Origin of the sequence: Glaciihabitans arcticus (assembly GCF_004310685.1) — a bacterium.
Classification (GTDB): domain Bacteria; phylum Actinomycetota; class Actinomycetes; order Actinomycetales; family Microbacteriaceae; genus Conyzicola; species Conyzicola arctica.
This window is the reverse complement of sequence record NZ_SISG01000001.1, coordinates 2,247,472-2,274,045: the sequence shown is the minus strand read 5'-3', so window position 1 is coordinate 2,274,045 and position 26,574 is coordinate 2,247,472. Positions and strand designations below refer to the sequence as shown.

The 26,574-nt window shown below is 68.0% G+C and carries 27 protein-coding genes; 14 read left to right on the top strand and 13 right to left on the bottom strand.

Annotated features, from left to right (window positions below; all coding sequences use genetic code 11):
• Nucleotide 1 precedes the first annotated feature (1 nt).
• Nucleotides 2-4,660: an ATP-dependent helicase gene (locus EYE40_RS11060; protein ID WP_130981997.1), complete on the bottom strand. Its 4,659-nt coding sequence runs from the start codon at nucleotides 4,658-4,660 to the stop codon at nucleotides 2-4.
• Between the two features lie 65 nt (nucleotides 4,661-4,725).
• Here EYE40_RS11060 and EYE40_RS11055 point away from each other — a divergent pair, with 65 nt between their 5' ends.
• Both EYE40_RS11055 and EYE40_RS11050 read left to right on the top strand, forming a co-directional pair.
• Complete coding sequence (locus EYE40_RS11055; protein ID WP_130981996.1) at nucleotides 4,726-5,061, top strand: DUF1801 domain-containing protein; 336 nt, start codon at nucleotides 4,726-4,728, stop codon at nucleotides 5,059-5,061.
• 40 nt (nucleotides 5,062-5,101) lie between these two features.
• Nucleotides 5,102-5,644, top strand: coding sequence for an NUDIX hydrolase family protein (locus tag EYE40_RS11050; RefSeq protein ID WP_130981995.1), 543 nt, complete (start codon nucleotides 5,102-5,104; stop codon nucleotides 5,642-5,644).
• A 7-nt stretch (nucleotides 5,645-5,651) separates the two neighbouring features.
• Here EYE40_RS11050 and EYE40_RS11045 read toward each other — a convergent pair whose 3' ends face one another.
• From EYE40_RS11045 to EYE40_RS11025, 5 genes are all read right to left on the bottom strand, one after another.
• On the bottom strand, nucleotides 5,652-6,128 hold the full coding sequence (locus EYE40_RS11045) for a GNAT family N-acetyltransferase (RefSeq protein ID WP_161972381.1): 477 nt from the start codon (nucleotides 6,126-6,128) through the stop codon (nucleotides 5,652-5,654).
• Between the two features lie 64 nt (nucleotides 6,129-6,192).
• Nucleotides 6,193-6,678: a GNAT family N-acetyltransferase gene (locus tag EYE40_RS11040; protein ID WP_130981993.1), complete on the bottom strand. Its 486-nt coding sequence runs from the start codon at nucleotides 6,676-6,678 to the stop codon at nucleotides 6,193-6,195.
• 95 nt (nucleotides 6,679-6,773) lie between these two features.
• The gene (locus EYE40_RS11035; RefSeq protein ID WP_130981992.1) at nucleotides 6,774-8,237 is read right to left on the bottom strand and encodes a DEAD/DEAH box helicase; all 1,464 of its coding nucleotides are present in this window, start codon (nucleotides 8,235-8,237) and stop codon (nucleotides 6,774-6,776) included.
• Between the two features lie 226 nt (nucleotides 8,238-8,463).
• Nucleotides 8,464-9,072 carry a DUF1684 domain-containing protein gene (locus EYE40_RS11030; RefSeq protein WP_130981991.1) on the bottom strand — a complete coding sequence of 203 codons (609 nt, stop codon included), beginning with the start codon at nucleotides 9,070-9,072 and terminating at the stop codon, nucleotides 8,464-8,466.
• 12 nt (nucleotides 9,073-9,084) lie between these two features.
• A complete protein-coding gene (locus tag EYE40_RS11025; RefSeq protein WP_130981990.1) occupies nucleotides 9,085-9,549 on the bottom strand; it encodes a hypothetical protein in 465 nt (154 codons plus the stop codon).
• Nucleotides 9,550-9,583: 34 nt separating this feature from the next.
• Here EYE40_RS11025 and EYE40_RS11020 point away from each other — a divergent pair, with 34 nt between their 5' ends.
• The 3 genes from EYE40_RS11020 to EYE40_RS11010 are packed head-to-tail and all read left to right on the top strand — an operon-like array spanning nucleotide 9,584 to nucleotide 10,882.
• Nucleotides 9,584-10,012, top strand: a complete 429-nt coding sequence (locus EYE40_RS11020) for an EVE domain-containing protein (RefSeq protein ID WP_130981989.1) — start codon at nucleotides 9,584-9,586, stop codon at nucleotides 10,010-10,012.
• The gene (locus tag EYE40_RS11015; RefSeq protein WP_130981988.1) at nucleotides 10,009-10,548 is read left to right on the top strand and encodes a 2-phosphosulfolactate phosphatase; all 540 of its coding nucleotides are present in this window, start codon (nucleotides 10,009-10,011) and stop codon (nucleotides 10,546-10,548) included. Before EYE40_RS11020 ends, EYE40_RS11015 begins: the two co-directional genes overlap by 4 nt.
• Nucleotides 10,549-10,579: 31 nt before the next feature.
• Nucleotides 10,580-10,882, top strand: a complete 303-nt coding sequence (locus EYE40_RS11010; RefSeq protein WP_130981987.1) for a DUF427 domain-containing protein — start codon at nucleotides 10,580-10,582, stop codon at nucleotides 10,880-10,882.
• A gap of 3 nt (nucleotides 10,883-10,885) precedes the next feature.
• Here EYE40_RS11010 and EYE40_RS11005 read toward each other — a convergent pair whose 3' ends face one another.
• Entirely contained in the window at nucleotides 10,886-11,536 is a 651-nt protein-coding gene (locus EYE40_RS11005) for a TetR/AcrR family transcriptional regulator (protein ID WP_130981986.1), read from the bottom strand.
• Between the two features lie 176 nt (nucleotides 11,537-11,712).
• On the opposite strand from EYE40_RS11005, the gene EYE40_RS11000 reads away from it, so the two are divergent.
• The 7 genes from EYE40_RS11000 (at nucleotide 11,713) to EYE40_RS10970 (ending at nucleotide 19,916) form a co-directional block, all read left to right on the top strand.
• Nucleotides 11,713-13,365: an ABC transporter substrate-binding protein gene (locus EYE40_RS11000; protein ID WP_130981985.1), complete on the top strand. Its 1,653-nt coding sequence runs from the start codon at nucleotides 11,713-11,715 to the stop codon at nucleotides 13,363-13,365.
• A 76-nt stretch (nucleotides 13,366-13,441) separates the two neighbouring features.
• The gene (locus EYE40_RS10995; RefSeq protein WP_130981984.1) at nucleotides 13,442-14,266 is read left to right on the top strand and encodes an ABC transporter ATP-binding protein; all 825 of its coding nucleotides are present in this window, start codon (nucleotides 13,442-13,444) and stop codon (nucleotides 14,264-14,266) included.
• Nucleotides 14,263-15,081 carry an ABC transporter ATP-binding protein gene (locus EYE40_RS10990; protein WP_130981983.1) on the top strand — a complete coding sequence of 273 codons (819 nt, stop codon included), beginning with the start codon at nucleotides 14,263-14,265 and terminating at the stop codon, nucleotides 15,079-15,081. Before EYE40_RS10995 ends, EYE40_RS10990 begins: the two co-directional genes overlap by 4 nt.
• Entirely contained in the window at nucleotides 15,078-16,193 is a 1,116-nt protein-coding gene (locus tag EYE40_RS10985) for an ABC transporter permease (protein WP_130981982.1), read from the top strand. The genes EYE40_RS10990 and EYE40_RS10985 overlap by 4 nt, the downstream gene beginning before the upstream one ends.
• A 3-nt stretch (nucleotides 16,194-16,196) precedes the next feature.
• A complete protein-coding gene (locus tag EYE40_RS10980) occupies nucleotides 16,197-17,174 on the top strand; it encodes an ABC transporter permease (protein WP_130981981.1) in 978 nt (325 codons plus the stop codon).
• Complete coding sequence (locus tag EYE40_RS10975; protein WP_130981980.1) at nucleotides 17,171-19,420, top strand: exo-beta-d-1,3/1,6-glucosidase; 2,250 nt, start codon at nucleotides 17,171-17,173, stop codon at nucleotides 19,418-19,420. The genes EYE40_RS10980 and EYE40_RS10975 overlap by 4 nt, the downstream gene beginning before the upstream one ends.
• A 10-nt stretch (nucleotides 19,421-19,430) precedes the next feature.
• Nucleotides 19,431-19,916 (top strand): hypothetical protein, encoded by a 486-nt coding sequence (locus EYE40_RS10970; RefSeq protein ID WP_130981979.1) that lies wholly within the window; start codon nucleotides 19,431-19,433, stop codon nucleotides 19,914-19,916.
• Here EYE40_RS10970 and EYE40_RS10965 read toward each other — a convergent pair.
• Nucleotides 19,913-20,515, bottom strand: coding sequence for a CGNR zinc finger domain-containing protein (locus EYE40_RS10965; protein WP_130981978.1), 603 nt, complete (start codon nucleotides 20,513-20,515; stop codon nucleotides 19,913-19,915). The two genes, EYE40_RS10970 and EYE40_RS10965, sit on opposite strands and share 4 nt — an antisense overlap.
• Before the next feature lie 22 nt (nucleotides 20,516-20,537).
• Between EYE40_RS10965 and EYE40_RS10960 the strand changes: the two genes are divergently transcribed.
• Nucleotides 20,538-20,966, top strand: a complete 429-nt coding sequence (locus tag EYE40_RS10960; protein ID WP_161972380.1) for an SRPBCC domain-containing protein — start codon at nucleotides 20,538-20,540, stop codon at nucleotides 20,964-20,966.
• Here the strand turns inward: EYE40_RS10960 and EYE40_RS10955 are convergent.
• From EYE40_RS10955 to EYE40_RS10940, 4 genes are all read right to left on the bottom strand, one after another.
• The gene (locus EYE40_RS10955; RefSeq protein WP_130981976.1) at nucleotides 20,947-21,393 is read right to left on the bottom strand and encodes a SprT-like domain-containing protein; all 447 of its coding nucleotides are present in this window, start codon (nucleotides 21,391-21,393) and stop codon (nucleotides 20,947-20,949) included. The two genes, EYE40_RS10960 and EYE40_RS10955, sit on opposite strands and share 20 nt — an antisense overlap.
• A 52-nt stretch (nucleotides 21,394-21,445) precedes the next feature.
• The gene (locus EYE40_RS10950) at nucleotides 21,446-22,537 is read right to left on the bottom strand and encodes a PQQ-dependent sugar dehydrogenase (RefSeq protein WP_130981975.1); all 1,092 of its coding nucleotides are present in this window, start codon (nucleotides 22,535-22,537) and stop codon (nucleotides 21,446-21,448) included.
• Nucleotides 22,534-23,112 carry a hypothetical protein gene (locus EYE40_RS10945; protein WP_240034796.1) on the bottom strand — a complete coding sequence of 193 codons (579 nt, stop codon included), beginning with the start codon at nucleotides 23,110-23,112 and terminating at the stop codon, nucleotides 22,534-22,536. Before EYE40_RS10945 ends, EYE40_RS10950 begins: the two co-directional genes overlap by 4 nt.
• A gap of 68 nt (nucleotides 23,113-23,180) precedes the next feature.
• Complete coding sequence (locus tag EYE40_RS10940) at nucleotides 23,181-24,023, bottom strand: spermidine synthase (protein ID WP_420810070.1); 843 nt, start codon at nucleotides 24,021-24,023, stop codon at nucleotides 23,181-23,183.
• Nucleotides 24,024-24,205: 182 nt separating this feature from the next.
• On the opposite strand from EYE40_RS10940, the gene EYE40_RS10935 reads away from it, so the two are divergent.
• The gene (locus EYE40_RS10935; RefSeq protein ID WP_130981973.1) at nucleotides 24,206-25,735 is read left to right on the top strand and encodes a glucoamylase family protein; all 1,530 of its coding nucleotides are present in this window, start codon (nucleotides 24,206-24,208) and stop codon (nucleotides 25,733-25,735) included.
• A 58-nt stretch (nucleotides 25,736-25,793) separates the two neighbouring features.
• On the opposite strand, the gene EYE40_RS10930 is transcribed toward EYE40_RS10935, so the two are convergent.
• Entirely contained in the window at nucleotides 25,794-26,564 is a 771-nt protein-coding gene (locus EYE40_RS10930; RefSeq protein WP_130981972.1) for a TapB family protein, read from the bottom strand.
• Between the last annotated feature and the right edge of the window lie 10 nt (nucleotides 26,565-26,574).

Sequence of the window (26,574 nt, the reverse complement as noted above, 5' to 3'; positions counted from 1 at the left end):
GTCAGGCCCTCAGTCGCAGGCCGCTGGGATTCGGGCCGAAGCCGGCGCGCTGCAGCGAGTCGCCGAGTGGGGTGCCGATGGAGAACTCGCCGTCGACCTTCTCGATGCTGAGCTTGCCGATGCGGCCGCGCACCACCTCGGCGAGGGCGACGGCGGCGGGGTCGAGCTGGTCCTCGGTCGAGCCGAAGGTGAGCACGGTCTTGCCGCCGCGCTCGACGTAGAGCACCAGCTGCCCGTCGACGAGAACCACGATCGCACCCGCCTTGCGGCCCGGCCGGTGCCCCTCGCCCTGCGGCCAGGGCAGCGCGGCGCCATAGGGGTTGGCCGGGTCGGTCGCAGCGAGCGTCACCACTGTCGGCTCCTCGGTCTCGCCGGGTGCGCGGCCGAAACTGCGCAGCCGGTCGACGGTCGGCCCGGTCGCGAACTGCGCGGCCCCGAGCCCCTCGACGAAGTAGCCGCGACGCGCCTTGCCCGACTCCTCGAAGCCGCTGAGCACCTTGTAGGCAAGCGCAAAGCCGCCCCGGATGCCCTCGCTCACGACCGACCCCCGGGTCACGACCCCGTGCCGCTCGAGCAGCAGCTCTCCCATCGCCTTGGCGCGCACGGTCGGATCGCTCACGGCGTCGGGAAGCAGCGACCAGCGTCCGCTCACGACCGGCAGCCCGGATTGCGCAACCGCCGTCGAGACGCGTGGCCGGTAGGCGCGGCTGCGCTGCGCGGATCGGGGCCTCGAGGCGGCCGGTGCCTTGCCGCCGAGGAAGGATCGCAGCGGAGCCAGGGTGTCGTTGGTGATCCAGCCCGCCCAGACGAGGTTCCAGAGGGCGAGCTGCAGGTCGCGGTCCAGGGGAGGTGTGCCGTCGGTGGCGAGAGTGGACTGCAGCTGGCGGAAGAAGTACGCACCCCCTCCGCTCAGGGCGCTCAGCACGCCGCGCTCCAGCTCGGTGAGGTCGCCGCTTGCGGCGTCACGATCGAGAGGGGAAGGGAGCGTGAGGGGAGCGGCATCCGCCAACTGCAGGGAGACCCAGCCGTCGCTGCCGGGCAGCACGCCGGCACCGGCCCAGACCACCTCGCCCGACAGGGTCAGTTCGTCGAGCCAGGCGGGGGTGTAGTCGCGCAGGCGGGCGGGCAGCACAAGCGACTCCCACGCGGAGGCGGGCAGGGAGACACCGGAAAGCTGGTCGATGACCTGGGCGAGACCGTCGATACCACGCAGCTTGGATCCCACGTTCTGCCAGGCCGGCAGGAAGCGCGCGAGCGTGGGGGCGTCGACCGGCTCGACCTCGTGGCGCAGGGCAGCGAGGGATCGGGAACGCAGGCGGCGCAGTACCTCGGCGTCGACCCACTCGCTGCCGGCTGCGCCCGGGCGGAACTCGCCCTCGACCACTCGGCGATCGGCGCCGAGCCGTCGCAATGCGTCGAGCACCACGGCGACGCCGAGACCCAGGCGGGTGGCGACCTCCTGCGCGGCGAACGGGCCGTGGGTGCGGGAGTAGCGGGAGACGAGGTCGCCGAGCGGGTCGGGCACCGGCTCGATGAACGCCGCGGGAACGCCGATCGGCAGCGGAACGCCGAGCGCGTCGCGCAGCCGCGCCGAGTCCTCGATCGCGGCCCAGCGCTCGGTGCCGGCGATGGTCACCCGCAGCACCCGGTTGGCGCCGGCCAGCTGTGCGAGTTGATCGAGTAGGCCGCCCGCGGCCGTATCGAGATCCGGCACCAACCTCTCGTCGATCTCCTGCACCGACAGCGGCCCGAGCACACGCACGAGATCAACGATGCCCTCAACCCCCTTGGCGCGGCGGTCGGGAGCGAGGCGCTGCAGCTCGAGCTCGGTCTGCTCGAGCACCTTCGGGTCGAGCAGCTCGCGCAGCTCCGCGCGACCGAGCAGTTCGGCGAGCAGCCCGGAGTCCAGCGAGAGAGCGGCGGCCCGGCGCTCGGCGAGCGGCGAGTCGCCCTCGTACATAAAGGCGGCAACGTAACCGAACAGCAGGGAGCGCGCGAAGGGCGAGGGCAGCTCGGTCTCGGTTTCTACGATCCGGATGCGACGGCTCGCGATATCCGCCGACAGTCGGGTCAGTGCGGGCAGATCGTAGACGTCCTGCAGCACCTCGCGGATCGTCTCGAGCACGATCGGGAAGCTCGGGAACTTGCGTGCGACATCCAGCAACTGGGAGGCACGCTGCCGCTGCTGCCAGAGCGGGGAGCGCTTGCCCGGGTTGTAGCGCGGCAGCAGCAGTGCCCGGGCTGCGCACTCGCGGAAACGGGAGGCGAACAGAGCGGACCCGCCGACCTCGGTCGTGACCAGGTCCTCCAGCTCGCCGGGCTCGAACACGAACAGCTCCGCGCCCGGAGGCTCGGCATCGGTGTCGGGGATGCGCACGATGACGCCGTCGTCGCTGGCCATGGCAGCGCCATCCATGCCGAGGCGCTCGCGCACCCGCGCACCCACGGCGAGAGCCCACGGGGCGTGCACCTGCATGCCGTACGGGGAGTGCAGGATCACGCGCCAGTCGCCGAGCTCATCCCGAAACCGTTCGACGACGAGAGTCGTGTCGGTCGGCACGTGCCCGGTCGCCGCCTGCTGTTCGCCGACGAAGGCCACGAGGTTGTTGACGGCGCGCTCGTCGAGGCCCACCTCGGCCAGTCGCGCCCGGGATTCGACGCTGGTGCCGGTCGCGACATCGCGCGTGAAGGCGCCGATCGCGGCGCCGAGTTCGTAGGGGCGGCCGAGGCCGTCGCCCTTCCAGAACGGCACCTTGCCGGGCTGCCCGAAGGCGGGGCTCACGAGCACCCGGTCGTGGGTGATGTCCTCAATGCGCCAGCTCGTCGCGCCGAGCGCGAAGATGTCGCCGACGCGCGACTCGTAGACCATCTCCTCGTCGAGCTCGCCGACGCGGCGTCCGCCGGTGGTGGCGGACTCGGTGCCCACCATGAACACCCCGAACAGGCCGCGATCCGGGATGGTGCCGCCGCTCGTCACCGCGAGGCGCTGCGCTCCGGGCCGGCCGGTGATGGTGTTGGCGACGCGATCCCAGATGATGCGGGGCCGCAGTTCGGCGAACTCGTCGCTCGGGTAGAGGCCGGCGAGCAGGTCCAGCGTTGCGGTGTACGCGCTGTACGGCAGGGTCGCGAACGGGGCGCTGCGGCGCACGAGCTCGTACCACTCGTCCACACCGAGCCCTTCGAGCGCGACGGCGGCGACGGTCTGCTGGGCGAGCACGTCGAGCGGGTTTGCGGGCACCGAGATCGACTCGATCTGGCCGCTCAGCATGCGCTCCGTTGCGACCGCGGTGTGAATGAGGTCAGCCCGGTGCTTGGGGAACAGCACCCCGCGCGAGACCTCACCGACCTGGTGCCCGGCGCGACCGACCCGCTGCAGCCCGCTCGCGACACTCGGTGGAGATTCGACCTGCACCACAAGATCGACGGCACCCATGTCGATTCCCAGTTCGAGGGATGACGTCGCCACCACACACCGCAACCGCCCGCTCTTGAGGTCGTCTTCGATGTCGGCCCGCTGCTCCTTCGACACGGAGCCGTGGTGCGCGCGGGCGAGGAGGGGCGGGGCGCCGGAGGTGGAGCCGGCCTGCGCCATCATCTGGGCTGGAAGTTTCGCTGATTGAGTAGCTCGCTCCGCGAGCGCGGTGGAGCTAGGAGCAGCGCGCAGCGATGCCGCGACCCCAGCGCCGACCGAGCCTGCGAGGGAGGGAACCTCGAGCGTGTTTTCGGGATCGGAGGCGCGCTCCGCATAAATCTCATTCAGCCGCGCCGTCAGCCGCTCGGCCAGCCGCCGAGAGTTCGCGAACACGATCGTGGATGTGTGCTCGAGGATCAGGTCGACGATGCTCTCCTCGACGTGAGGCCAGATCGATCCTTGGGGCGCATTGCCCGCGGATGACCCCTCGAGCACCGCGGTCGTGCCGAGCTCGGTCATGTCATCGACCGGGACGACGACCCGCAGGTCGAACGTCTTCTGCGCGGGCGGCGCGACGATCTTCACCGGGGATGAGCCGCCGAGGAAGCGCGCGACCTCCTCGATGGGTCGCACGGTCGCCGAGAGACCGATGCGCTGGGCCGGCTTCGGAAGCATGGCGTCGAGCCGCTCGAGCGAGAGGGCGAGGTGGCTGCCGCGCTTGGTCGCGGCAACGGCGTGGATCTCGTCGACGATGATCGTCTCGACGCCGAGCAGGGTCTCTTTTGCGGCGCTCGTGAGCATGAGGTACAGCGACTCGGGCGTGGTGATCAGGATGTCGGGGGGCGTGCGCGCGAGCATCCTTCTGTCTTGCGTCGTGGTGTCACCGGATCGCACCCCCACCGTTACGGGAGGCGCAGGCACGCCCAGCCGCGCGGCGGTCTGGGTCACCCCGACGAGCGGGGCGCGCAGGTTGCGCTCGACGTCGACGCCGAGAGCCTTGAGGGGGGAGATGTAGAGCACGCGCGTGCGATGCATCACGTTCTCGGGCGGGGGCGACGACGCCAGTCGATCGATGGCCCAGAGAAAGGCCGCGAGGGTCTTGCCCGATCCGGTCGGCGCGACGACGAGGGCGTGCGAGCCGGAGGACACCGCCTCCCACGCGCCGAGCTGCGCGGCGGTCGGTGCCGGGAACGCGCCGAGAAACCACTCACGCGTCGCGGGAGAGAATCGGTCGAGCACGGTGGCCATCGGTATATCTTCTCGTGAACCACCGACGCCGCGGGAGTGTCGGGGCAGGCTCCTAGGATGTCCCCATGAGCGAAGCGATAGTGGAATCCCTGCGCGCGTCCATCCTTGCCGCCGATGACGGCATCACTGAACACGTCAAGTGGAACGCCCCCAGCTTCGTGTTCAACGACACGGACCGGGTGACCATGCGCATGCACCCGAAGGGCGGGGTGCAGTTGATCTTCCACCGCGGGGCGAAGGTGCGCGACGACACGTCATCCTTCACTTTCGACGACCCGAGCGGGTTGCTGAAGTGGGCGACGCAGGATCGCGGCATCCTGATGGTCGATACCGAAGAGGATGCCGCGGCGAAGGCTCCCATCATCACCGACCTCGTGCGGCGCTGGGTGGCCGTCGACTGAGAGCGCACGGGTTTCACCCGGCGATGGGTCACAATGGAGCATGAGCTCCGTAGGCACCCCCGACCCGAACTCCGGCTGGCTTTCCGATGAGGAACTCGCCGAGACCCGCCGTCGACTTCCGCTGCTCTACGTCGAGGCGGTGCCGGTGCGTGTCGACGGCCTGGGCCGCGTCAATGAGGTCGGGATGCTGCTGCGCGCGTCAGCCGAGGGCTCCATCACCCGCACGCTGGTCTCGGGGCGCGTGATGTACGGCGAGACGATCCGTGACGCGCTGTTCCGTCACCTCGAAAAGGATCTCGGGCCGATGGCGTTCCCCCTGCTGCCCGCCTCACCGGTGCCGTTTCAGGTGGCGGAGTACTTTCCGTGGCCGGGCGCGAGCCAGTTCACCGACCACCGCCAGCACGCGGTCTCGCTGGCATACGTCATCCCGGTCACCGGAACGTGCGAGCCGCGCCAGGATGCGCTCGAGCTGACCTGGATGTCGCCGAAGGATGCCGCGTCAGACGGCATCGCCGCCGACATGGAGGGCGGTCGCGGCGCGCTTCTGCGCGCGGCTCTCGCCTCGGTGGGCGTGCTGCCGTAGCGCCTGCCTATCCGCTGAAGCGTTCCTCTTCGAGCGGTGCGCCGAACAGGCTGCCCTCGCGGGCGACGCTGTCGGGGTAGAACTTCGCCTTCTTGTAGAACTGCTGCGCCGGGCGATTGCCGGCCCACAGCCAGGTGTAGTGCGCCTGCACGGTCTTGAGCAGCTGGCGGGCGATGCCCTTGCGACGATATTCGGGATGCACGTAGAGGAAGTACAGCTCGACAGCCTCCTCGTATCCGGGCTCGCGACCGGGCCCGATACCGGCGAAGGCCACGACCGCGCCATCCACCTCGGCCACGTACTGCTCGTAGGCTCCGCCGCGGGCGACGAACTTGGCCCACAGTCCCGACATCATGGCGGGGCTCAGCTCGTCGAGCACGGCTGCGGGAAGGACCGTGGGATACAGCTCGCGCCAGCATCCCGAGTGGAGTGCGCCGAGCGTCTCGACGTCTGCGGGTTCTGCACGACGGATCTCAGCTGCCATGCGCTTCATCGTATAGTCCCGACCTCCGCCGCGAACCCCCCTGAACTGGTGGGCGAGGCGCCCGTCAGCGGATCATGCGGAGCTCGACGAGGTCTTCCCAGGAGGGCTCGACCTTGCGGGTGCCGTCGAAGTCGAAGCCGTTGCGGCGGTAGAAGCTGTGGGCCCGCGGGTTGAGCTCCGCGACCCAGAGCGAGGCGGGCTCATCGCCGATCACGGCGTCGAGCAGCTCGGCGCCCGAACCGGATCCGTGCTCGGTCGCGTACTGGTAGATCGCGTACACTTGGTGGGCGCGCGGGGCATCCTCGTCGACGGTGGCGCCGCTCATCGCGAAGCCGCGCAGCTCGCCGTCGACCTCGAGCACGGCGACCCTGTCGTCGGCGCGGGGCTCCCCCAGGGTGCGGATCCAACGCTCGCCGCGTGCGACCGGGTCGAGTTCGGCCAGAAACCCGGGGCTGAGGAAGTGCCCGTACGATTCGCGCCAACACTCGACGTGCACGCGGCCGAGCGCTGGGGCATCCCGAATCTCAGCGGGGCGGATGACGCGGCTCATGCTTCACGGTACCCCCGAGCCGGGCCGTTAACCCACAAGCGCCCGACCCCGAGAGGCCGAGCGCGTGTGCTGTGGTGCTATCGGAATGTGAAGTTCTAGCGGCCGCCGCTGCGACGACGTCCAGCGCCGCCGCCCTGGCTCATGCCGACGAGTCCGCCGACCTTGAGGCCGCCGCTCGACGCCTGGCCGGAGCCTGCCGCGCGCTGCTGCGAGCTGCGCTGCTGGCGTCCGCCGCCCTCGGCTGCGGGGCGACCCGAGCGGTCGGTGCGTGCCGGCTGGCCGTCGCGGTTGGCGCGCTTGCGCTGGGCGTTGGCGCCCTGCGAGCGTCCACCCTGCGACTGTCCGCGCGGCTGCTCGGCAGCGCGGGGTGCGGGGGTGACGTAGGCAGCCACGTCGCCGACGAGCTTGTCGACGGCGGGCGAGGATGCGGTGACCTGCTGCGGGGTGACCGTGATGGCCGCCTTGCGCAGGAGCGCTGCGGTGTCGCGACGCTGCTCGGGGAGAACGAGGGTGACGACCTCGCCTTCCTTGCCGGCGCGGGCGGTGCGGCCCGAGCGGTGCAGGTAGGCCTTGTGCTCCATGGGCGGGTCGACGTGGATCACGAGCTCGATGTCGTCCACGTGCACGCCGCGGGCTGCGACGTCGGTAGCGACGAGAACGCGAACCTCACCCGAGGCGAAGGCCGCGAGGTTGCGGTCACGCGCGGGCTGCGAGAGGTTGCCGTGCAGGTCGACCGAGGGGATGCCCGCGTCGGTCAGCTGGCGCGCCAGCTTCTTGGCGTGGTGCTTCGTACGCATGAAGAGGATGCGGCGACCCGTGCCCGAGGCGAGCTTGCGGATGAGCTCGTTCTTCTCGTTCACCGACGGCACCTCGAAGACGTGGTGGGTCATGGCGGAGACGTGTGAGGTGGCCTCGTCGACCGAGTGCAGCACCTCGTTGTGGAGGAAGCGCTTGACGAGCTTGTCCACTCCGTTGTCGAGCGTTGCGCTGAAGAGCAGGCGCTGGCCGGACTGCGGGGTCTTGTCCATGATCTTGGTGACGACGGGCAGGAAGCCGAGGTCGGCCATGTGGTCGGCCTCATCGAGCACGGTGATCTCGACGGCGTCGAGGGAGACGAAGCCCTGCTTCATGAGGTCTTCGAGGCGGCCGGGGCAGGCGACGACGATGTCGACACCGGCCTTGAGGGCCGCGACCTGGCGCTGCTGCGAGACGCCGCCGAAGATCGTGGTGCTCTTGAGGCCGTAGACCTCGGCGAGCGGCTCGATGACGGCGGAGATCTGGGTGGCCAGCTCACGGGTCGGTGCGAGCACCAGCGCGAGCGGGCGGCCCGGGCGGCGGTTGCCACCGGCGAGCTTGCCGCCGAGGCGGGTGACGAGCGGGATGGAGAAGGCGAGGGTCTTGCCGGAGCCGGTCTTGCCGCGTCCGAGCACGTCGCGACCACTCATGGTGTCGGCCAGTGTGTCGACCTGGATCGGGAACGCCTCGGTCTTGCCGAGCTCGGTGAGCTTCGCGACGAGGGGTGCGGGCACGCCGAGCGCGCCGAATGAGATGTCAGTCATTAAAGGGGTGGTGCCTTTCGGGCATCAGTGCACGGACCATTCGATCCGTACTGGTGGCGAGAGCGACGATGGTCGCAATCGATCGCCGGAGAAGATATCTACGAGCCGGTTCGTGCACTGGCGGGTGAAGGCACAGGAGCAGAGGAACGAGCGAGAAGAGGGAGCGTTCTACGACGCAGGAAGACCGTCATGGTCTTGCAAGTGGTTCCACTCTAGCAGAGCGGGCCTAGTGAGCGCCGGAATACCGCTCGCCGACGGGGATCTCGACCGCGACCGTGTTGCCCGGCTGGGCGAGCGGGCAGGCCCACGCGGGGTCGTAGGCGCAGGACGGGTTGTACGCGAAGTTGAAGTCGAGCACGAGCGTGTTGCCGGTCGCGCCGAGATCCGCGCCCTTCACCGTGTCGAGCAGGTAGCGCCCGCCGCCGTAGGTTCCGCCCGGTGAGCCGGCCAGCGCATCCTTGAGCGGCAGGAAGATGCCGCCACCGTACGATGCGAGGCGCCAGACGTCGAGGGTGCCGACCGAGGGCACATCCACGACACCGATCAGGTCGAACGGCACGATGCCGTCGGTGCCCGTCTCGACCTCCATGCGCCGCGACTCCACCGGCTGCAACTCGACCTCGAAGCGCCAGTCGCGATCGTAGGGCCGCACCGGCAGCCCGGTGAATTCAGCCAGATCCTCCGGCAGAAGGGGGGATGACGGGTGGGTCGCAAAGAGTCGGTCCCGTTCGCGGCGCCACAGGTCGTGCGCGGCGTAGAGGTCGGTCGCCTCCCGCACCTGGGCGTACATCGCGAACACCTGGCGTCGCCAGTCGGCTACCTCGAGAGCGGTCATGCTGCAACGCTACTAGCGCCAGGTGGGCGCGAGCTGGCTCATGCGGAACGCGCGCCACTGCCAGAACGCCCAGAAGACGGGCCAGAGCAGGGGGGTGATCGCGCCCGCCGAGAAGCGCAGCTGGTCGCGGTAGAGCGTGCGCCCGTCGCCCGAGTCGGCGACCGCCATGGTGTGTTCCCAGGCGGTGACGAGGGCGAGTGGTCCGCTGAGACCCTCGCCGGAGTCGCGCACCATGCGCACCTTTCCGCGGCGGAGGAAGGCGAGGTCGATGGTCTGCTCGCCCATCGGCAGCACGCCGAACGCGCGACCGAACAGGTGGTGCACGCCCTCGGGCCAGGTCTCGGGGAATCCCTGCGGCTCGAGCGAGACGAAAGTGGTGAGCGGCGACGAGACGGCACGGAATACCCGTGGGTTGCGGATCGCGCGCCACGCGGCATCCGGTTCACAATCGAGCACGAGTTTCAGGACGATGCGCATGCCCTCAGTCTGTGGCACGCGGTAGAACTGAGCCATGAGATTCTGGCTCGGAGTAGTGCAGCGTAACCACGTCGAGAAGGGCTCGGCGCTCAGAATCGTACAGACCAACCACGGCGCGAAGGCCGGGATCCTGCGGATGCAGCCCGGCGACGGCCTCGTCTTCTACTCGCCGAAGACCGCGCACCCCGAGGGCGCGCCACTCAGGGAGTTCACGGCTATCGGCACGATCGCCGAGGGCGATATCTGGCAGGCGACCGACGGCGACTTCCGTCCCTGGCGGCGTGCGGTGGATTACGACACCGCCGCTCACGCCACACCGATCGCGCCCCTGCTCGACGTGCTCGAGTTCACCCGCGGCAACAGCAACTGGGGTTTCCAGCTGCGGCGGGGCAACCTCGAGCTCTCACAGCACGACTTTGACGTGATCGCGAGGGAGATGGGCTCGGCTACGGTGAGAGAGTGAACGCAGCGCGCAACCAGACCCAGTACCAGGTCCGTTTCGACTGGGGGCTCGAGGGCGCGGCCGCCATCGTCCCCGGGGCGCACATCCTGATCTGGGTGGATGCGCTGCCTACCGCCGGGGCTCCCGATCCGCTCGTCGTCGAGACCGATGCGGCCGTCATTGTGGGAACGGTCGGCAACAGCGCCGCGCTCGCCGCGTGGGTGCTCGAGCGTCAGGCCGATCTCGGAGACCGGGTGATCATCTCCGTCGTCGCGGCCGGCGCCGACGATGGGCGTTTCGCCGTCGAAGACCTGCTCGCGGCCGGATCCGTGATCGATGCGATCATCGCCGTCGGCCTCGACTCGACATCCCCCGAGGCGGCGGCCGCGAGTGCCTCGTTCGGCGGACTGCGTCATGCGGTGTCCCACCTGCTGAGCGCGAGCGTCACCGGCAAGGAGCTTGCGGCCGCCGGCGAGCAGCAGGTGCTGGTCGAGGCACGTACGGCAAACGCGCAGCCGGGCATCCTCGTTATGAGGGAATTCAGCTTTCGGGCTTAGCGTTGTCCCGCACACGACCCTAAGGAGAATCATGAAGGCAGTACTCGGCGATGTGGTCATCGCAGAAGCCCCCAAAGAAGACCTCATCTCGATCGAGGGCAACTGGTACTTCCCGCCGTCGAGCGTGAAGAGCGAGTACCTCGAGCAGAGCCCCACCCCTTACACCTGCCCGTGGAAGGGCGAGTGCCAGTACTTCTCCGTCAAGGACGGCGACACGCTGCTGCAGGACCGCGCGTGGAGCTACCCCACTCCGTACCAGGGCGGCATCGACCGCGTCGGCAAGGACTTCGCGAACTACGTGGCCTTCTGGAAAGAAGTACAGGTCACCGAGTAACCGCTAGCTGCTGATCGTTTCTTCGGTCAGCACGGACTGCTGCGGGTGCAGCACACTGGCGACGATCGCCTCGATGGCGAACTGCGATGCACGACCGAGGTCGACCGCGGTCGGCTCGAGCAGCCACTGCACCTGCAGTCCGTCCATCACGGCGAGGATTGCGGCCGAGGCGTCGGCAATATTCGCGACGTTATCGACGCCGCGCTCCTCGCAGACGACCTGAAATGCGTGGGAAACCTCATCACGGAGGTTGCGGTAGCGGTTCTGGAAGAACTCGCGCCCCGGGTGGTCGTCGGTGACCGACTCGGCCGACAGTACGGCGTAGGCCTGCACGATGCCGATGCGCTGGGCGTTCAGGAAGGCCGTCTTCACGAGGTGGCGGAATAGCGCCAGGCCGTCAGGGATGTGCTGCCCCTCCAGGTGCGCCACGTCCGTCTCGTCACGGTGCTCGAGCACCTCGAGCAGCAGCTGGTCCTTCGACCCGAAGTGGTGCAGGATGCCCGCGTGCGTCATGCCGACCTGTTCGGCGATCTCCTGCAGGGTGCCCCCGGTATAACCCTTGGCCCCGAATATGTCGACCGAAGCATCGAGGATCTCGCGTCGGCGGATCAGGGTCTCAGGGCGTGACCGAGGCTGGTGACGGGTCTGGACCACAGCACTTCCTTTCATCAGGGACAAGAGTACGCAGGCCGCGGCGTGGAATGTGTCGCGGCGCTTGTTTTACTTGCTGACTGGATTGTAAGCTAAATTTTGCAATCACCCTCAGTGCTGAGGTGACACTCTTTCGTAGTGATACTCGGCGCAGAGATCCATTTCACGAAGGAGAAGCAATGAGGCTTAGAACCACCGTCGTCGCCGCAGGCATAGCCGCGGCCCTTCTCCTGTCCGGCTGTGCCGGGACAGGAGCACCCGAGTCGACCGGCAGCGGCGCGGCTCTCACCATCGCCAAGCCCGACGGAGCGATCACCACCGAGTCGCACAACCCGTACCTCGGCGACTCGTCCGCATCCAAGTACGCCTATGGCAAGGTCATCTTCGAAACCCTCGCCCTCGTGAATCCCACCGGCGACCTCGGCACCACGCCGTGGCTGGCCGAGAGCGTCGAATGGAACGACGACTACACCGAGCTCACGGTTGTGCCCCGCAGCGGCGTCAACTGGAGCGACGGCACCGAGTTCACCGCCGACGACATCGTCTTCACCTTCGACATGATCAAGTCCGGCAAGCTCACCGACACCGGTGGACTCAACATCACCGACATCGCCGTCGATGGTGACGCGGTTAAGATCACCTTTGGTCTCTCCAAATTCACCGCCCAGGCGCGCGTGCTGCACACGCCGATCGTGCCCGAGCACATCTGGAAGGACATCGCCGACCCGAACACCGATCCCCTCACCGGCGAAGGCCTCGCTGTCGGAACCGGACCCTACGTTCTCGACAACTGGTCGACCGAGTCCGTGTCGCTGACCGCCAACCCCGACTACTGGGGCGGCGAGCTCGCTGTTCCGCAGCTGAACTACGTCTCCTACGGTGACAACGCGGCCCTCACGACGGCACTCGTCTCCGGCGACGCCGACTGGGCGCAGGCCTTCATCCCGCAGATCGAGGACAGCTACCTCGCCGCCGACGAGAAGAACAACCTCCTCGTCTCGCCCACCGCGGGTGCCGGCACGCTGTTCATGAACCTGCAGGAGAAGCCGTTCAACAACGTGGCGCTGCGCCAGGCCCTCGCCTGGACGATCGACCGCCAGGCCTACGTCGATGTCGCCCGTGAAGGTGCCAGCTCGGTGGTCTGGAGCAAGACCGGTCTCGGCGATCTCCTCGACGACGAGGTGCTCCCCGAGTACAAGGACGACAACTACAAGGTCGACATCGAGAAGGCCCGGCAGGTCCTCACCGACGCCGGCTACACGTGGAAGTCGGAGAAGCTGATCGACCCCGACGGCGAGGCCGTCTCGTTCTCGATCTCCGTGCCCGCGGGCTGGAGTGACTGGAACACCGAGCAGGCGCTTCTCGCCGAAGAACTCAAGGAGGGCCTCGGCATCGACGTCAAGGTCGACCAGCCCGACTGGGGCGGCTGGGATGCCGCTCGCCAGGAAGGCACCTTCGACGCGATCATCCACTGGCTCGAGGACACCGGGAACGCCTACGGCCTGTACACCTCGACGATGGACCCCAAGTGGATCGTCGACAACAAGGCCCAGTTCAACTTCGGTCGCTTCGACGACCCGAAGGTGACCGAGGCGCTGAACACCTACGCCAACACCTCCTCCGACGAGGAGCGCAAGGCAGCCCTCGCCGTTATGGAGAAGGCGTTCGTCGATGAGGTCCCGGCCATCCCGCTGGGATCCCACCCGCTCCTGGGCGAGTACAACACGCGTAACTACGTGGGGTTCCCGACCGAGGACGACCAGTACGCATCGGCAGATCCGACCCAGCCCGGCATCGTCCAGATCCTGACGAAGCTGAAGCCCGGCAACTGATCCACAGCAGCAGGGCGGGTGTACCCCGTGCACCCGCCCTGTCTGCGCGCCAGCGACTGAAAGCGAACACCCAACGATGAGCGACGCCCTCCTTTCCGTAAACAACTTCTCCGTCATGTACGACGTCGAACCGCCGGTCGAGGCCGTGCGGAATGTCGACTTCACTCTGCGGCGGGGAGAGATCCTTGGCCTCGCGGGGGAGAGCGGCTGCGGCAAGACCACACTCGCCTACGGCATCCAGCGCCTGCTCAAGGCGCCGGCCGTGATCACGAGCGGCTCGGTCGTCTTCCACGACGGCTCGGGCGAAGACGTCGAGATCAGCCAGCTCGATGTCGAGGAGCTGCGTCGTTTCCGGTGGGACAAGATCTCGATGGTCTTCCAGGGCGCCATGAACGCGCTCAACCCGGTAGCGACGATCGGTTCACAACTCGAGGACGTCTACCAGGTGCACCGCCCGGCCATGTCGAAGTCGGAGCGTCGCGACGCCGTCGTCGAACTGCTCGAAATCGTCAAGGTGGGAGGCGAGCGCCGTCGCTCGTTCCCGCACGAACTCTCGGGCGGCATGCGCCAGCGCGTCATGATCGCCATGGCCCTCGCGCTCCGCCCCCAGCTCATGGTCATGGACGAGCCGACCACCGCGCTCGACGTGCTCGTACAGCGCGAGATCCTGCGCCAGATCTCCGAGCTGCGCCACAAGTTCGGCTTCTCGGTCATCTTCATCACCCATGACCTCCCGCTGCTGCTCGAGATCAGCGACCGCATCGCCATCATGCGCGAGGGCGAGATCGTGGAGATCAACACGGCAGAGCGCATCTGGTCCGACCCGCAGGACGACTACACGAAGAAGCTGCTGTCGTCGTTCCCCCGCCTCACCGGTGAGAAAGGACTGGTCTCACGATGAGCCTCCTCGAATTCGACGCCGTCACCAAGATCTATACGGTTCGCGGCGCGGGCCAGATCAAGGCTCTGGATGACGTCAGCTTCACCCTCGAATCCGGACAGACGATCGGCCTCGTGGGCCAGTCCGGCAGCGGCAAGTCCACGATCGCCAAGATCCTCACGCAGCTCGAGACGCCCTCAAGCGGCGAGGTTCGTATCGATGGCACTCCGATCCCGCGGCACGGCAGCGGACTGCGCTCCTACCGCCAGCAGCTGCGTATGGTCTTCCAGGACCCGTTCGCCTCGCTCAACCCGTACCACTCGGTGCGCCACCACGTGGAGCGCCCGTTGCGCCTCGACCGCGTGGTGCCCAAAGACGAGCTCGACGACGAGGTCGCCCGACTGCTCGGCCGTGTGCGCCTGCCGTACTCCATCGCCGAACGGCGTCCCCACGAACTCTCTGGCGGCCAGCGCCAGCGCGTCGCGATCGCGCGCGCCCTCGCCTCCCGCCCGAAATTCCTGGTGGCGGATGAACCGGTCTCGATGCTCGACGTGTCGATCCGGTTGGGCGTGCTGAACCTGCTCGCCGACCTGCAGCGCGAGGAGGGGCTGGGTGTGCTGTACATCACCCACGATCTCGCGACGGCCCGGCACTTCAGCAACGAGATCATCGTGCTCAACCAGGGGCGCATCGTGGAGAGCGGGTCGGCCGATGACGTCATCCTGCGCCCACAGCACCCGTACACACAGCAACTGAGAGCCGCGAGTCCCGACCCGGAGAAGTTCTTCGCGTCGATGTCCGGAAGCTCGTCCGGTACCGCGGGAGGCGACCGATGACCGCACTGCAGCCCCAGATCCCCACCGAGGAAGCACCGCTTCCCTCGGGAGATAACAACACCGACACCATCGATGCTCTCGAGGTCGGCACCACCGCGACGACCGCGAGCAAGGGACACTCGCGCATCCCTTGGCGGTTCCTCGGCGGTCGCGCGCTGTTCTACCTGTTCACCCTCTGGGCGGCGGTGACGATCAACTTCTTCCTGCCACGCATGATGAAGGGCGACGCCGTCTCGGCCTACCTCGCCCGCAACCGCAACATCAGCCCCGAGGCGGCCGACGGATTGCGCGCGCTGCTCGGGCTGGACACCGACAAGTCGCTCTTCGAGCAGTACATCGACTACTGGTCGCACCTGCTGCGTGGCGACCTGGGCGTCTCTCTCCTGCATGGACTGCGCCCGGTGGCCGAGGTCATCAGCCAGTCGCTCCCGTGGACCGTGGGGCTCGTCGGGTTCGCCACGATCGTCTCGTTCGCGATCGGCACGATCGGTGGCGCGATCGTCGGCTGGCGACGTGGCAGCAGACTCGACGCGCTGATCCCGATCACCACCTTCCTCAGCACGATCCCCTACTTCTGGCTGGGGCTGCTCGCGATCGCCGTGTTCTCGGTCAACCTCAGGTGGTTCCCGATCGGCAAGGCCTACGGGGTCGGGATGAGTCCGGAGTGGACTCTCGAGTTCATCGGGCAGGTGCTGCACCACGGCTTCCTGCCCGCGGTGACGATCATCATCGCCTCGCTCGGCGGCTGGATGCTCGGCATGCGCAACATGATGCTCACCGTGCTCGACGAGGACTACATCATGGTCGCGCAGGCCAAGGGAATGCCGAACCGCCGCGTGCTGTGGGGGTACGCGGCCCGCAATGCCGTGCTGCCGCAGGTGCAGAGCTTCGCGCTGTCGATCGGCTTCATCGTCGGCGGCACGATCGTGATGGAGATGGTCTTCAGCTACCCGGGGGTCGGCAAGCTGCTGCTCGACGCCACCAACGCCAAGGACTACGCGCTGATGCAGGGGGTCTTCCTCGTCATCACGCTCTCCGTACTCGTCGCGAATGTGCTCGCCGACGTCGCCTACGCGTTCCTCGATCCACGTACACGCCAGACGGGTGCCTAAGCCATGACCGCTCCACTGACCATCGTCCCGACCTCGACCGTGCGCCTGCGGTTCGGTTCCGCCTTCGCGATGTTCCGCAACCGCAAGTCGATCGCGGGTCTCGTCATCCTCGGCTTCTTTGTGCTCGTCGCGATCTTCGCGGACGTGCTCGCGCCCTACAGCCCGACCCAGCTCGACCCCGGCGCGCGGTTCTCGCCGCCGACCCCCGAGCACTGGCTCGGCACAACCCACATCGGCGAAGACGTTCTCAGCCAGGTGATCCACGGCACCCGCGGCGTGATCGTGGTCGGCTTCCTGGCCGCGATCATCGCGACGATCATCGCGATCGTGGTCGGCGTGATCTCCGGCTACCTCAGCGGCTGGCGGAGCGAGGGGCTCTCGGCTCTGACCAACGTCTTCCTCGTGATCCCGGGTCTTCCGCTGATCATCATCGTGGCCTCGATGTTCGAGGATCCGCCGCTGTGGGTCATCGCGGCCGTGCTCGGCCTCATCGGCTGGGCATGGGGCGCGCGAGTGCTGCGCGCGCAGACCATGTCGCTGCGCAATCGCGACTTCATCCAGGCGGCGCGCGCCAACGGCGAACCGCTGCACCGCATCATCACTGTCGAGATGCTGCCGAACCTGATGGCCCTCATCGCCGCGAGCTTCGTCGGCACGGTGACCGCCGCGATCCTCGGCCTCACCACACTGTCGTACATCGGCGTGATCCCGGTGACGACCTACAACTGGGGCACGATCCTCAACTGGGCCAGCGCCCAGGGCGCGTTCCGGCAGAACCAGTGGTGGTGGTACCTGCCCCCGGGCCTCTGCATCGCCGCCATCGGCGTCGCGCTCTCCCTCATCAACTTCGGCATCGACGAGTACGTCAACCCGCGCCTGCGCTCGGCGGGCGAGCGTGCGCGCGCCATGAAGAAGAAGGGTCTCAACATCAACGACACCGTGACCGCAGTGCGCACGACTCCGACGAACGAAGCCCGATGACCCTGCACACCGACCTCCTGCCCTATCTCGACGTCTCGCTGCCGACCTCGGTGCGCGTCGCCGACCTCGTCGGGCGCATGACGCTGCCCGAGAAGGTCGGCCAGATGATGCAGTTCGACGCCCGGGAGGACCTCGATCACATCGTGCTCGAGCGCTTCGCCGGGTCGATCCTGCACACGTCGCCCGAGCGGGTGCTGCGCGCCGCAGAACTCACACGCGAGACGCGATTGCGCATCCCGCTCATCGTCGGCGAGGACTGCATCCACGGTCACTCCTTCTGGGAGGGCGCGACGATCTTTCCGACGCAGCTCGGGATGGCGGCCACGTGGGATCCAGCCCTGGTCGAACGGGTCGCCCGGGTGACGGCCATCGAGGTGGCGGCCACGGGCATCCACTGGACCTTCTCACCCGTGCTGTGCGTCGCGCGCGATCTGCGCTGGGGCCGCATCGATGAGACCTTCGGCGAAGACCCGTTCCTCATCGGCGAACTCGCTGCGGCCATGGTGCGCGGCTACCAGGGCGATGGCCTTGGCGACACGACAGCTATTCTCGCCACGGCGAAGCACTTCGCCGGGTACTCCGAGACGCAGGGCGGGCGTGATGCGAGCGAGGCCGACATCTCCCACCGCAAGCTTCGCTCCTGGTTCCTGCCGCCGTTCGAGCGGGTGGCGCGGGCCGGCTGCGCGACGTTCATGATCGGCTACCAGACCACCGACGGTGTGCCGATCACGCTGAACAACTGGCTGCTGAACGACGTGCTGCGCGGCGAGTGGGGCTACACCGGCACCCTCATCACCGACTGGGACAACGTCGGCCGCATGGTGTGGGAGCAGAAGATCCAGCCCGACCACGCGCACGCAGCCGCGGCGGCGATCCGCGCGGGCAACGACATGGTCATGACGACCCCGGCGTTCTTCGAGGGTGCCCTGGATGCGGTTGCGCTCGGCCTGCTCGCGGAGACGGATCTCGACCGGGCGATCGAGCGCATCCTGACCCTCAAGTTCGACCTGGGGCTGTTCGAGAACCCGCGGATGCCCGACGACGAGCGCATCGGGGCGGTCATGGCCGCACCGGATCACACCGCCCTCAACCTCGAGGTCGCCCGGCGTTCGCTCGTGCTGCTGCGCAATGACGGCACCCTCCCCGTGGAAGGCGCGGCACGCCGGATCGCCGTGGTCGGCCCCCTCGCCGACGACGCTCAGACCCAGCTCGGCGACTGGGCCGGGTCCTCCGGCCAGGTCGACTGGCTCGACGACGGTCACCCGCGCGAGCAGATCAGCACCGTGCTCGACGGGCTGCGGCAGCTCGCACCCGCCGACTGGACCGTCACCCACGAGGTCGGTGCAGACATCCTCACCCTCGCCGACAATCCGGCCGGCGCACTTTTCCTCGACGGACAGCCCCGGCCGCAGATCGTGGTGCCGGCCGAGCCCGACGCGCAGCGGATCGCCGCGGCCGTTGCTGCCGCGCAGGATGCCGACGTGGTCGTCGCCGTTGTCGGTGATCGCATCGAACTGGTCGGGGAGGGCCGCTCGACCGCGACGCTCGAGCTCATCGGCGGGCAGCGGGCCCTGCTCGAGGCGCTCGCCGCGACCGGCACCCCGCTCGTCATCGTGCTTCTCGCCTCCAAGCCGCTTGTGTTGCCCGACGCCGTGCGCGACGCCTCACTCGTGTGGGTCGCCAACCCCGGCATGCAGGGTGGTCTCGCGATCGCCGAGCTTCTGCTCGGTCGCATCGAGCCCACCGGTCGGCTGCCGATCTCCTTCGCCGAGCACGTCGGCCAGCAGCCCACCTATTACAACCAGATCCGCGGCCAGCACGGCGACCGGTACGCAGATCTCACCCAGCGCCCGGCCTTCGCGTTCGGCGAGGGGCTCAGCTACACAACGGTCGAGTACGACCGGGCGGCCATCTCGACACCGAGGGTGACCGCCGGTGACACGGTGCGTGCCACTGTCCGCTTGCGCAACTCGGGCACCCGCCCTGCCCACGAGGTCGTGCAGGTCTACGTGCGCGACTGCGTCACCTCGGCCAGCTGGGCGGACAAGGAGCTCAAGGCCTACCGCCACGTCGACCTCGCGCCGGGGCAGTCGATCGTCGTCGAGCTGGAGGTCTCCGTTGCGGAGTGCACCATCGTCGATGCCGCAGGTAACCGTGTGGTCGAGCCCGGCGAGTTCGAGCTGCTCATCGGTCCGTCGTCTCGGGATGACGTACTGCACACGGTTGGTTTCACCGTCGTGGAGTAGTCTCCCCGTCATGAAGCTCGCGCGCGCGACCCCGATCCTTCTGCTTACCGTTGTGCTCGCGGGTTGCGCGACAGTGCCCGAACCCGACGACGAGGCACTCGACCGATTCGGCGCCGCGCTCGCCGAGGAGCTGCAGGGCATCGACGGTCTGCAGATGAACCCGCGAGCCGACGAGGGCGAGCTGATCGACCGGATCGCGGGCCTGTCGATTGTCAACGACGTCTTTCTCTCGGACGCCCCCTTCGAGACCGTTGCGGCCGCCGCGACGAGTGTGAGCAACGGCAACCAGACGGTGCTCGACAGCGCGGTGACCATCGACGACTGGGAGGTTCTCGACAACACAGCCGAAAGCGTCACCGTGTCGTACGACGTGCACTTCACGCGCTCCCTCCAGGAGCTGGATGGCGACGCGTGGGAAGAGGTCATCCCCTACGAGGTGACCTTCGACCAGAAGCTCAGCAGGGTGAACTCGATAGTGATCCGCGACCTCGGCTAAGCGGTTTTCGCACGATGTGCGCGCACCTTGGCGCGGTTGCCGCATCGCTGCATCGAGCACCAGCGGCGATTGTTCGAGCGGGACTCGTCGTAAAAGACGATCTGGCAGTCCGCTGCGGCGCACTCCCGGATCCGCTCCCGACCGTCATCGCCGAGCAGGTCGACGGCCTCGCGCGCGAGCTCGGACATCGCCTGGCCGACGCGGGCGCGGGTTCGTCCCGCCTGGCGGGTGCCACCCTCGAGTGCGGGCGGGATGTCGGGCGTCGCCGCGAACAGGTTGATGACGTCCACGTCTTCGCCGTCGGGCGCCGCCCCGCGACTCACGGCGGTCACGGCCCGGGCTATTGCGCCGCGCAGGCCGAGGGCGTCGGAGAACTCGCGGTCCGTGACATCCCGTGTCACCTCGTCGAAGCGGCCCTCGAACCAGCTGGCGAGGTCGGATGCCCCGTGCATGAGCTCCCACGCACTGCGTCCGTCGCCCATTCCGCCCGTGTAGGCGAAGTCGAGCGCCTGCGCTCCGGAGTCGAACCACCAGCGGTGACCGTCACGCGAGGTGAACCACTGGCCGGTCGGACGGACGGGCCCTGTCGCGTGTCGCATGGTAACCAGTATAGTTGGTTACATGGCACACGCAGAAGACACCACCGGCAAGACCAAGGACGCGGGCTGGGAGGTCGGCGTGCGCACGACGGTACCTGCAGACCTGCCCGCGGTCTGGGAGTTCCTCATGGGCGAAGGTGTCGCGCTGTGGCTCGGCGAGGTCACGCTCCCGCGCGAGAAGGGCAAGCCCTATAAGACCCGGGATGGCGTTTCGGGCGAGGTGCGCAGTTACGGCGAGAATGCGATGATCAGGCTCACGTGGCATCCCGAAGACTGGCCGCACCCGACGACGCTGCAGGTGCGCGTCAAGGAGGCCGTGACCGGCACGACCATCTCCTTCCACCACGAGAAGCTCGCCGACCGCAACGAACGCAAGATGATGCTCGGCCACTGGAAGCTCGTCGCCGAGCACGTGGCGGGCGAACTGGGAGCTAGCGCTTCTTCCAGGTGATCGCGTGGTCGAGGCTGAACCGCCTCGAGCACTTGCCGCAGGCGAGCATTCGCGTGGGCGCCCGGTAGCGGTAGTGCACGTGACCGGCCGGGCAGTGCCCGACCCACGGGGCGAACTCGTCGGCGATCGCACCGGAGTGCAGGCGCTTTCCCTCGTAACCGAGATCGGCCGCAACGGACTTCCACTTCGCCCCGTGGCCCGCGCGCGAACCCGCCATGGCGTGGGCGACCTCGTGAAGCAGCACCTGGTGGATCTCGTCGTCTTCGTAGCGGGCGGCGAGGTACTTCGATACCGAGATGCGCTTGTCGGTGTAGTTGCAGAGCCCCGCACGGGTCTTGGCGTTGTCGAAGCGGAAGCTCCAGCTGTCGTCGAGGTGCAGCGCGATGAGGGCAACGGCCCAGTGGCGCACGCGGTCGAGATCAGCCATTCGTTAAGGCTAGCCCGAGCGGGTGACTCCCCGCCGCGAGCGTCCACAGGACTCAGCCCTCGACGAGCTCGTTCAGCCGGTACTGCAGCAGCTGGTCGGCACCCTCGCGCTGGTCACCGTTGCCGTCGGTGTTGCTCGTGAGCAGCCACAGTGAGCCGTCCGGGCCCTCGGCGGCATGGCGGATGCGACCGTGCTCGCCCTCGAACCACGACACCGCGCTCACCCGGTCGCCGTCGAGGTAGAGCACCCAGACGCGTTCGCCGCGCAGAGCCGCGAGAAAGAAGGTGCCCTGCGTGTAGAGCAGCCCGCTCGGGCTCGCCTGGCTGGTCGGCCACTGGTAGAGCGGGTCGACGAATCCCTCGACCTCGCCGATGCCCTCGACGATCGGCCAGCCGTAGTTGGATCCGGCGTCGATGCGGTTGAACTCGTCCCAGGTGTTCTGTCCGAACTCGGCGGCGAATAACTGCCCCTCGTCGTCCCACGCGATGCCCTGCGGGTTGCGGTGACCGAGCGAGTACACGGGGGAGCCCTCGAACGGGTTGTCGGTGGGGATCGCGCCGTCCGGCTCGACCCGCAGGATCTTGCCGCCCAGCGAGTCGAGCGACTGTGCGCGATCCGGGTCGCCGGCGTCGCCCGCCGTGATGTACAGCATGCCGTCAGGCCCGAACGCGATTCGGCCGCCGTTGTGGTTGCCGGCCTTCGCCATCCCCTCGAGGATCACCTCGGGCTCGCCGATCGACCAGCCGTCGTCGTTCGAGAGCTCTGCCCGCAGCACCCGGTTGTCGTCGGCCGCGGTCGCGTAGTAGTAGAGGAACTGCTCCTCCGGGTCGACCGCGATACCCAGCAGGCCGCCCTCGCCGCCCGGCACCACGTCGTCGATGACGAGGTCGTCGCCGTACTCCCCATCGGGCTGCAGCTGTCGCACGAGAGCGGTATCCCGTTCACTGATCAGCGTGCTGCCATCGGACATACGCACCAGCGACCATGGCGTGGTGAGGTCGCTCGCGATGACCTCGGCGTCTCCCGCGGGCTGCACACCCTCGGCGTCTCCCGGGGCGAGGCCATTCGGGCCGGGGCCGGGTGCGGTACAGCCGGCCAGCAGGGCGACGACGGCAATGCCGATCAGAAGAGGATGACGCGTCACTCGGGCTCCCCCTCGGGAGCGACCTCCGCCGCGATGCGGTCGAGTTCTGCCTTCTGCAGGTCCGCTTTCTCCATGAATGACTCGGTGACGGCGATGGCGACCATCGAACTGTCGATCTGGTCGCTCGGCGCCTTCACCTGCACGCGCAGGGTGAGCGAGTCACGGAAATCGGCGCGGGCCGCCGTGTAGTCCTCGAGGTCGAAGTGCACCTTGCCGCGGTGCTGCAGGGCGAAGGACTCGGCGGTTGCCCAGCCGTGCGCGTGCGCCTCGACCACACAATCGCTCAGGTCGATGAGGGCGGCGTCGAGCTTGCCCTGGAACTGCAGCACCTGGGCGCGACGCACCCGTGCGCGCAGCAGCTCCTCGCGGTCACCCGTGAAGCGGGCCTGGCGCATGGCCTCATTGGCGATCGTCCAGGCCTCGTCGAGCCGGCCGAGGATACGCAGCAGGCCGACCTTCTCGTTGAGGGCCTCGCGGCTGCGCAGCTCGCCGAGTTCGGCGAGGCGCTCTTCGGCAGCCTCAGGGTCGAACCTCTCACGAAGGGTGATGAGGTCGTAGCCGAGAATGATGGTCACGAGAACTCCAGATGCGATAGTGCTTGGTTCAGAATAAGCGTTCCACCCCGAGAACGGGTGGCAGCGACTCAGTCGGAGCGGGGCTTGACCTGGAAGATGCTCTTCGAGGGGAGCGGCGAGGGTGCCGCGGTGGCGTCCGTGGTCACGGAGGCGCCGGCGATGAAGTCGCGCAGCTCCGTTCCGGCTACGAGCTTGGAGGGGTGCGGGCCGCCGGCGAGGAGCCGCGGCATCCACTCGAGGGGGAGCGGCGCGTTCGATCCGACGAGCACCACGTTGCCGAAGCGGCGGCCCTTGAGAATCGACGTCTCCGCGAGGGCCGCGACGTTGCCGGTGACCTCGAGCAGCGTTGCTGCCTGCGACCGCGCGAAGGCGAGCCCCGGGCCATCCGCCACATTCACCAGCACCACACCGCCGGGGCGCAGGAGCGTGCACGCCTCGCGGTAGAACTCGACGCTCGTGACGTGGGCCGGGGTGCGGGCGCCGCTGAAGATGTCGATGACGAGCAGGTCGGCGCTCTCGCGCAACCCTTCGGGCAGGCGGATCACGACGTCGCGCGCGTCGCCGTAGCGCACCCGGATCGACGCGGACTTCGGCCACGGGATGTGCGTGCGCACCAGGTCGACGAGGTCCTGTTCGAGCTCGATCACCTGCTGCCGCGAGCCCGGGCGGGTGGCCTCGACGTAACGGGGGATGGTGAGCGCGCCGGCGCCGAGGTGCACCGCGGTCAGCGGCTGCCCGGGCAGGCCGAGCTGGTCGATCACGTGCCCCATGCGCTGGATGTACTCGAAGAACAGCTGGCTGGGGTCGTCGGCGTTCACGTGCGACTGGGGTGTGCCGTCGACGACGAGGCTGAAGCTGCCCGGAACCCAGCGGTCGTCCTCGATGACGGCGCGGTAGCCGCTGAGCTTCAGGTCGATCGCGGCGATTTCTGTCACCCCCCGACCCTGCCACACCAACCGACGGAAAGTGCTCCACCCGCCGCCCGGTGGAGCACTTTTCGCGGGTTCGGGGCGACCTGTGCGTTGGCTCCAAAACCTTGCGGGTGTTCGGTTTGCGTGCGACCGTGGAATAACCAAGGAACAAGGGAGTTTCCATGCGCCGCGTCATCCGCACGTCCATCGCCATCGGCCTCGCCGCCGTTCTGGTCGCCCCACCGCTGTCTGCAAGCGCCGGCGGGGGTGGGTCCGGAGACCGGCAGCTTCAGAGATACGCGAAGGACACCTGGACGTCCCTCGCAGCAATGACCGACCCGGCGACCGGCCTCACCGCCGACAACATCGAGGGCGATCTCAGCGCACCCGCCGGCTACACGAGCCCCACCAACATCGGCGGCTACCTGTGGTCGACACTGGTCGCGCGTGACCTCGGCATCATTTCGAAGAAGGATGCCCGCGCTCGCCTTGCCGCAACGCTCTCCTCCCTTGAGACGATGGAGAAGCACGAACCGAGCGGCATGTTCTACAACTGGTACGCGCCGAGCGATGGCGCGAAACTCGTGACCTGGCCGAGCAGCGGGGACGTCGTGCACCCGTTCCTCTCCACCGTCGACAACGGCTGGCTTGCCACGGCGCTGCGCGTGGTCGCGGAGGGGGAGCCGCGCCTGTCATCCCGAGCACTGTCGCTCTACGACGACATGGACTTCGGATGGTTCCATGACCTCAATGCCCGCGAAGGGGTCAGCCTCAACCGCGGCGGCTTCTGGGTCGCGCCTCCCGGGGACGGCTGCGCCGTGCCGGACAATTACGGTTCCACCGGCGCCGACGTCTTCTACACCTGCCACTGGTACGACACCTCGGTGAGCGAGGCGCGCATCGCGACGTACATCGGCATCGCGAAGGGCGACATCCCGCCGACCGCGTACTACGGCACCTACCGCACCATGCCCGACAAGGGATGCGACTTCGGCTGGCAGGAGCAGAAGCCGACCGGCGTCACCCGCAACTACCTCGGTGTCGATGTCTACGAGGGCACCTATTCCTACGCGGGCATGAAGCTCGTTCCGGCCTGGGGCGGCAGCATGTTCGAAGCGCTGATGCCCGACCTCTTCGTGCCCGAGGCCGACTGGGGTCCGCGCTCGTGGGGTCTCAACCACCCGGCTACCGTGAAGGCGCAGATCCACCACGGCATGAAGGAGGCCGACTACGGCTACTGGGGCTTCTCGCCCGCGAGTGACCCGTTCGCCGAATACCGGGAGTACGGAGTCGAGGAGATCGGCATCTCCTCCGACGGCTACGGCAGTGACGTCGAGAAGACGAACGTCGACGTCGGCTACGAGGGCTGCCGCGAGGCGACCAATCCCTCGCCGGAGTTCGGTGACGGCGTGGTGACGCCGCACGCCGCGTTCCTCGCCCTGCCCTACAACAAGAAGGCCGTGCTCTCCAACCTGTCCGGCATCAAGAACACGCTCGGCGCCTACGGCCCCGGCGGCTTCTACGATGCGGTCGCGGTGGGCAGTGACACGGTTGCCGACCGCTACCTGAGCCTCGACCAGTCGATGATCATGGCCGCAATCGGCAATGAGCTTCTGGATGACCGGCTCAAGGACTACTTCGTCGACAAGTCCTTCAGCTCAGCGGTAAAGCCCCTCGTGAAGGCGCAGGTCTTCGGTACGAAGCTGCGCTGACCAAACAGCGAAAAGTGCTCCACCCGTGTCGGGTTGGAGCACTTTTTGCTGTTTCGGGTCAGGAGGCGGGCGTGAACTTCACGAGCTCGACCGTTGTCGCGCCGGCGCCGAACAGGCCGGGGATCTCGGTGCGCACCATGCCGGTGCCCTCCGCGAGCCAGGTCGTCGTGTCGACGGTGAACGTCTCCTCGCTGAGGGAGGGCACCGAGATCTCGATCGACTGCGCGAGCTTGCGGGACTCGAAGTCGCCGGCCTTGACCGTCACCGATTCGACCCCGGCTCCGGTGATCGTGAATGCGGCGCTCAGGTCGAGCGATACGCCCGCGGCCTCGGAGGTCAGCTCGATGGTTCCGGTCTTCGGTGTCGCGGCCTCGAACTCCTTGGTGCTCGGCCAGACGAGCTCGCCGCTCTTCACGGTCACCTTCGCGCCCGAGGTGTCGGGCAGCGACTGGTACGGCACGGTGAGCGAGCCGTCCTCGTGGAAGACGTACTCGACGTCCTGTTCGAAGTCGGGGTTCATGCCGTTCTCGTAATGGAAGGAGCGCGCGATGGTGGCGCGCACCTCGTCGCCGTCCTGCTCGACCTTCGTCATGGTCTCGGTGTAGGTGACGATACCCACCGGGTCCGGGTAGGTCGCGGTGTACTCCCACGCGTTGCCCTCTGCCACCGGGTAATAGGGGGAGAAGTCGGACAGGTCGCCGGTCGTGGAGGAGGAGTCCGGGGCATCCGGAGCATCTTTCACCGGGGCAGGGGATGAACACGCGGCCACGGTGGCGGCCAGCAGCAGGGCTGTGAGGGACAGGACGGAGGTGCGGATAACGGGGCGCATGGCCAGAACT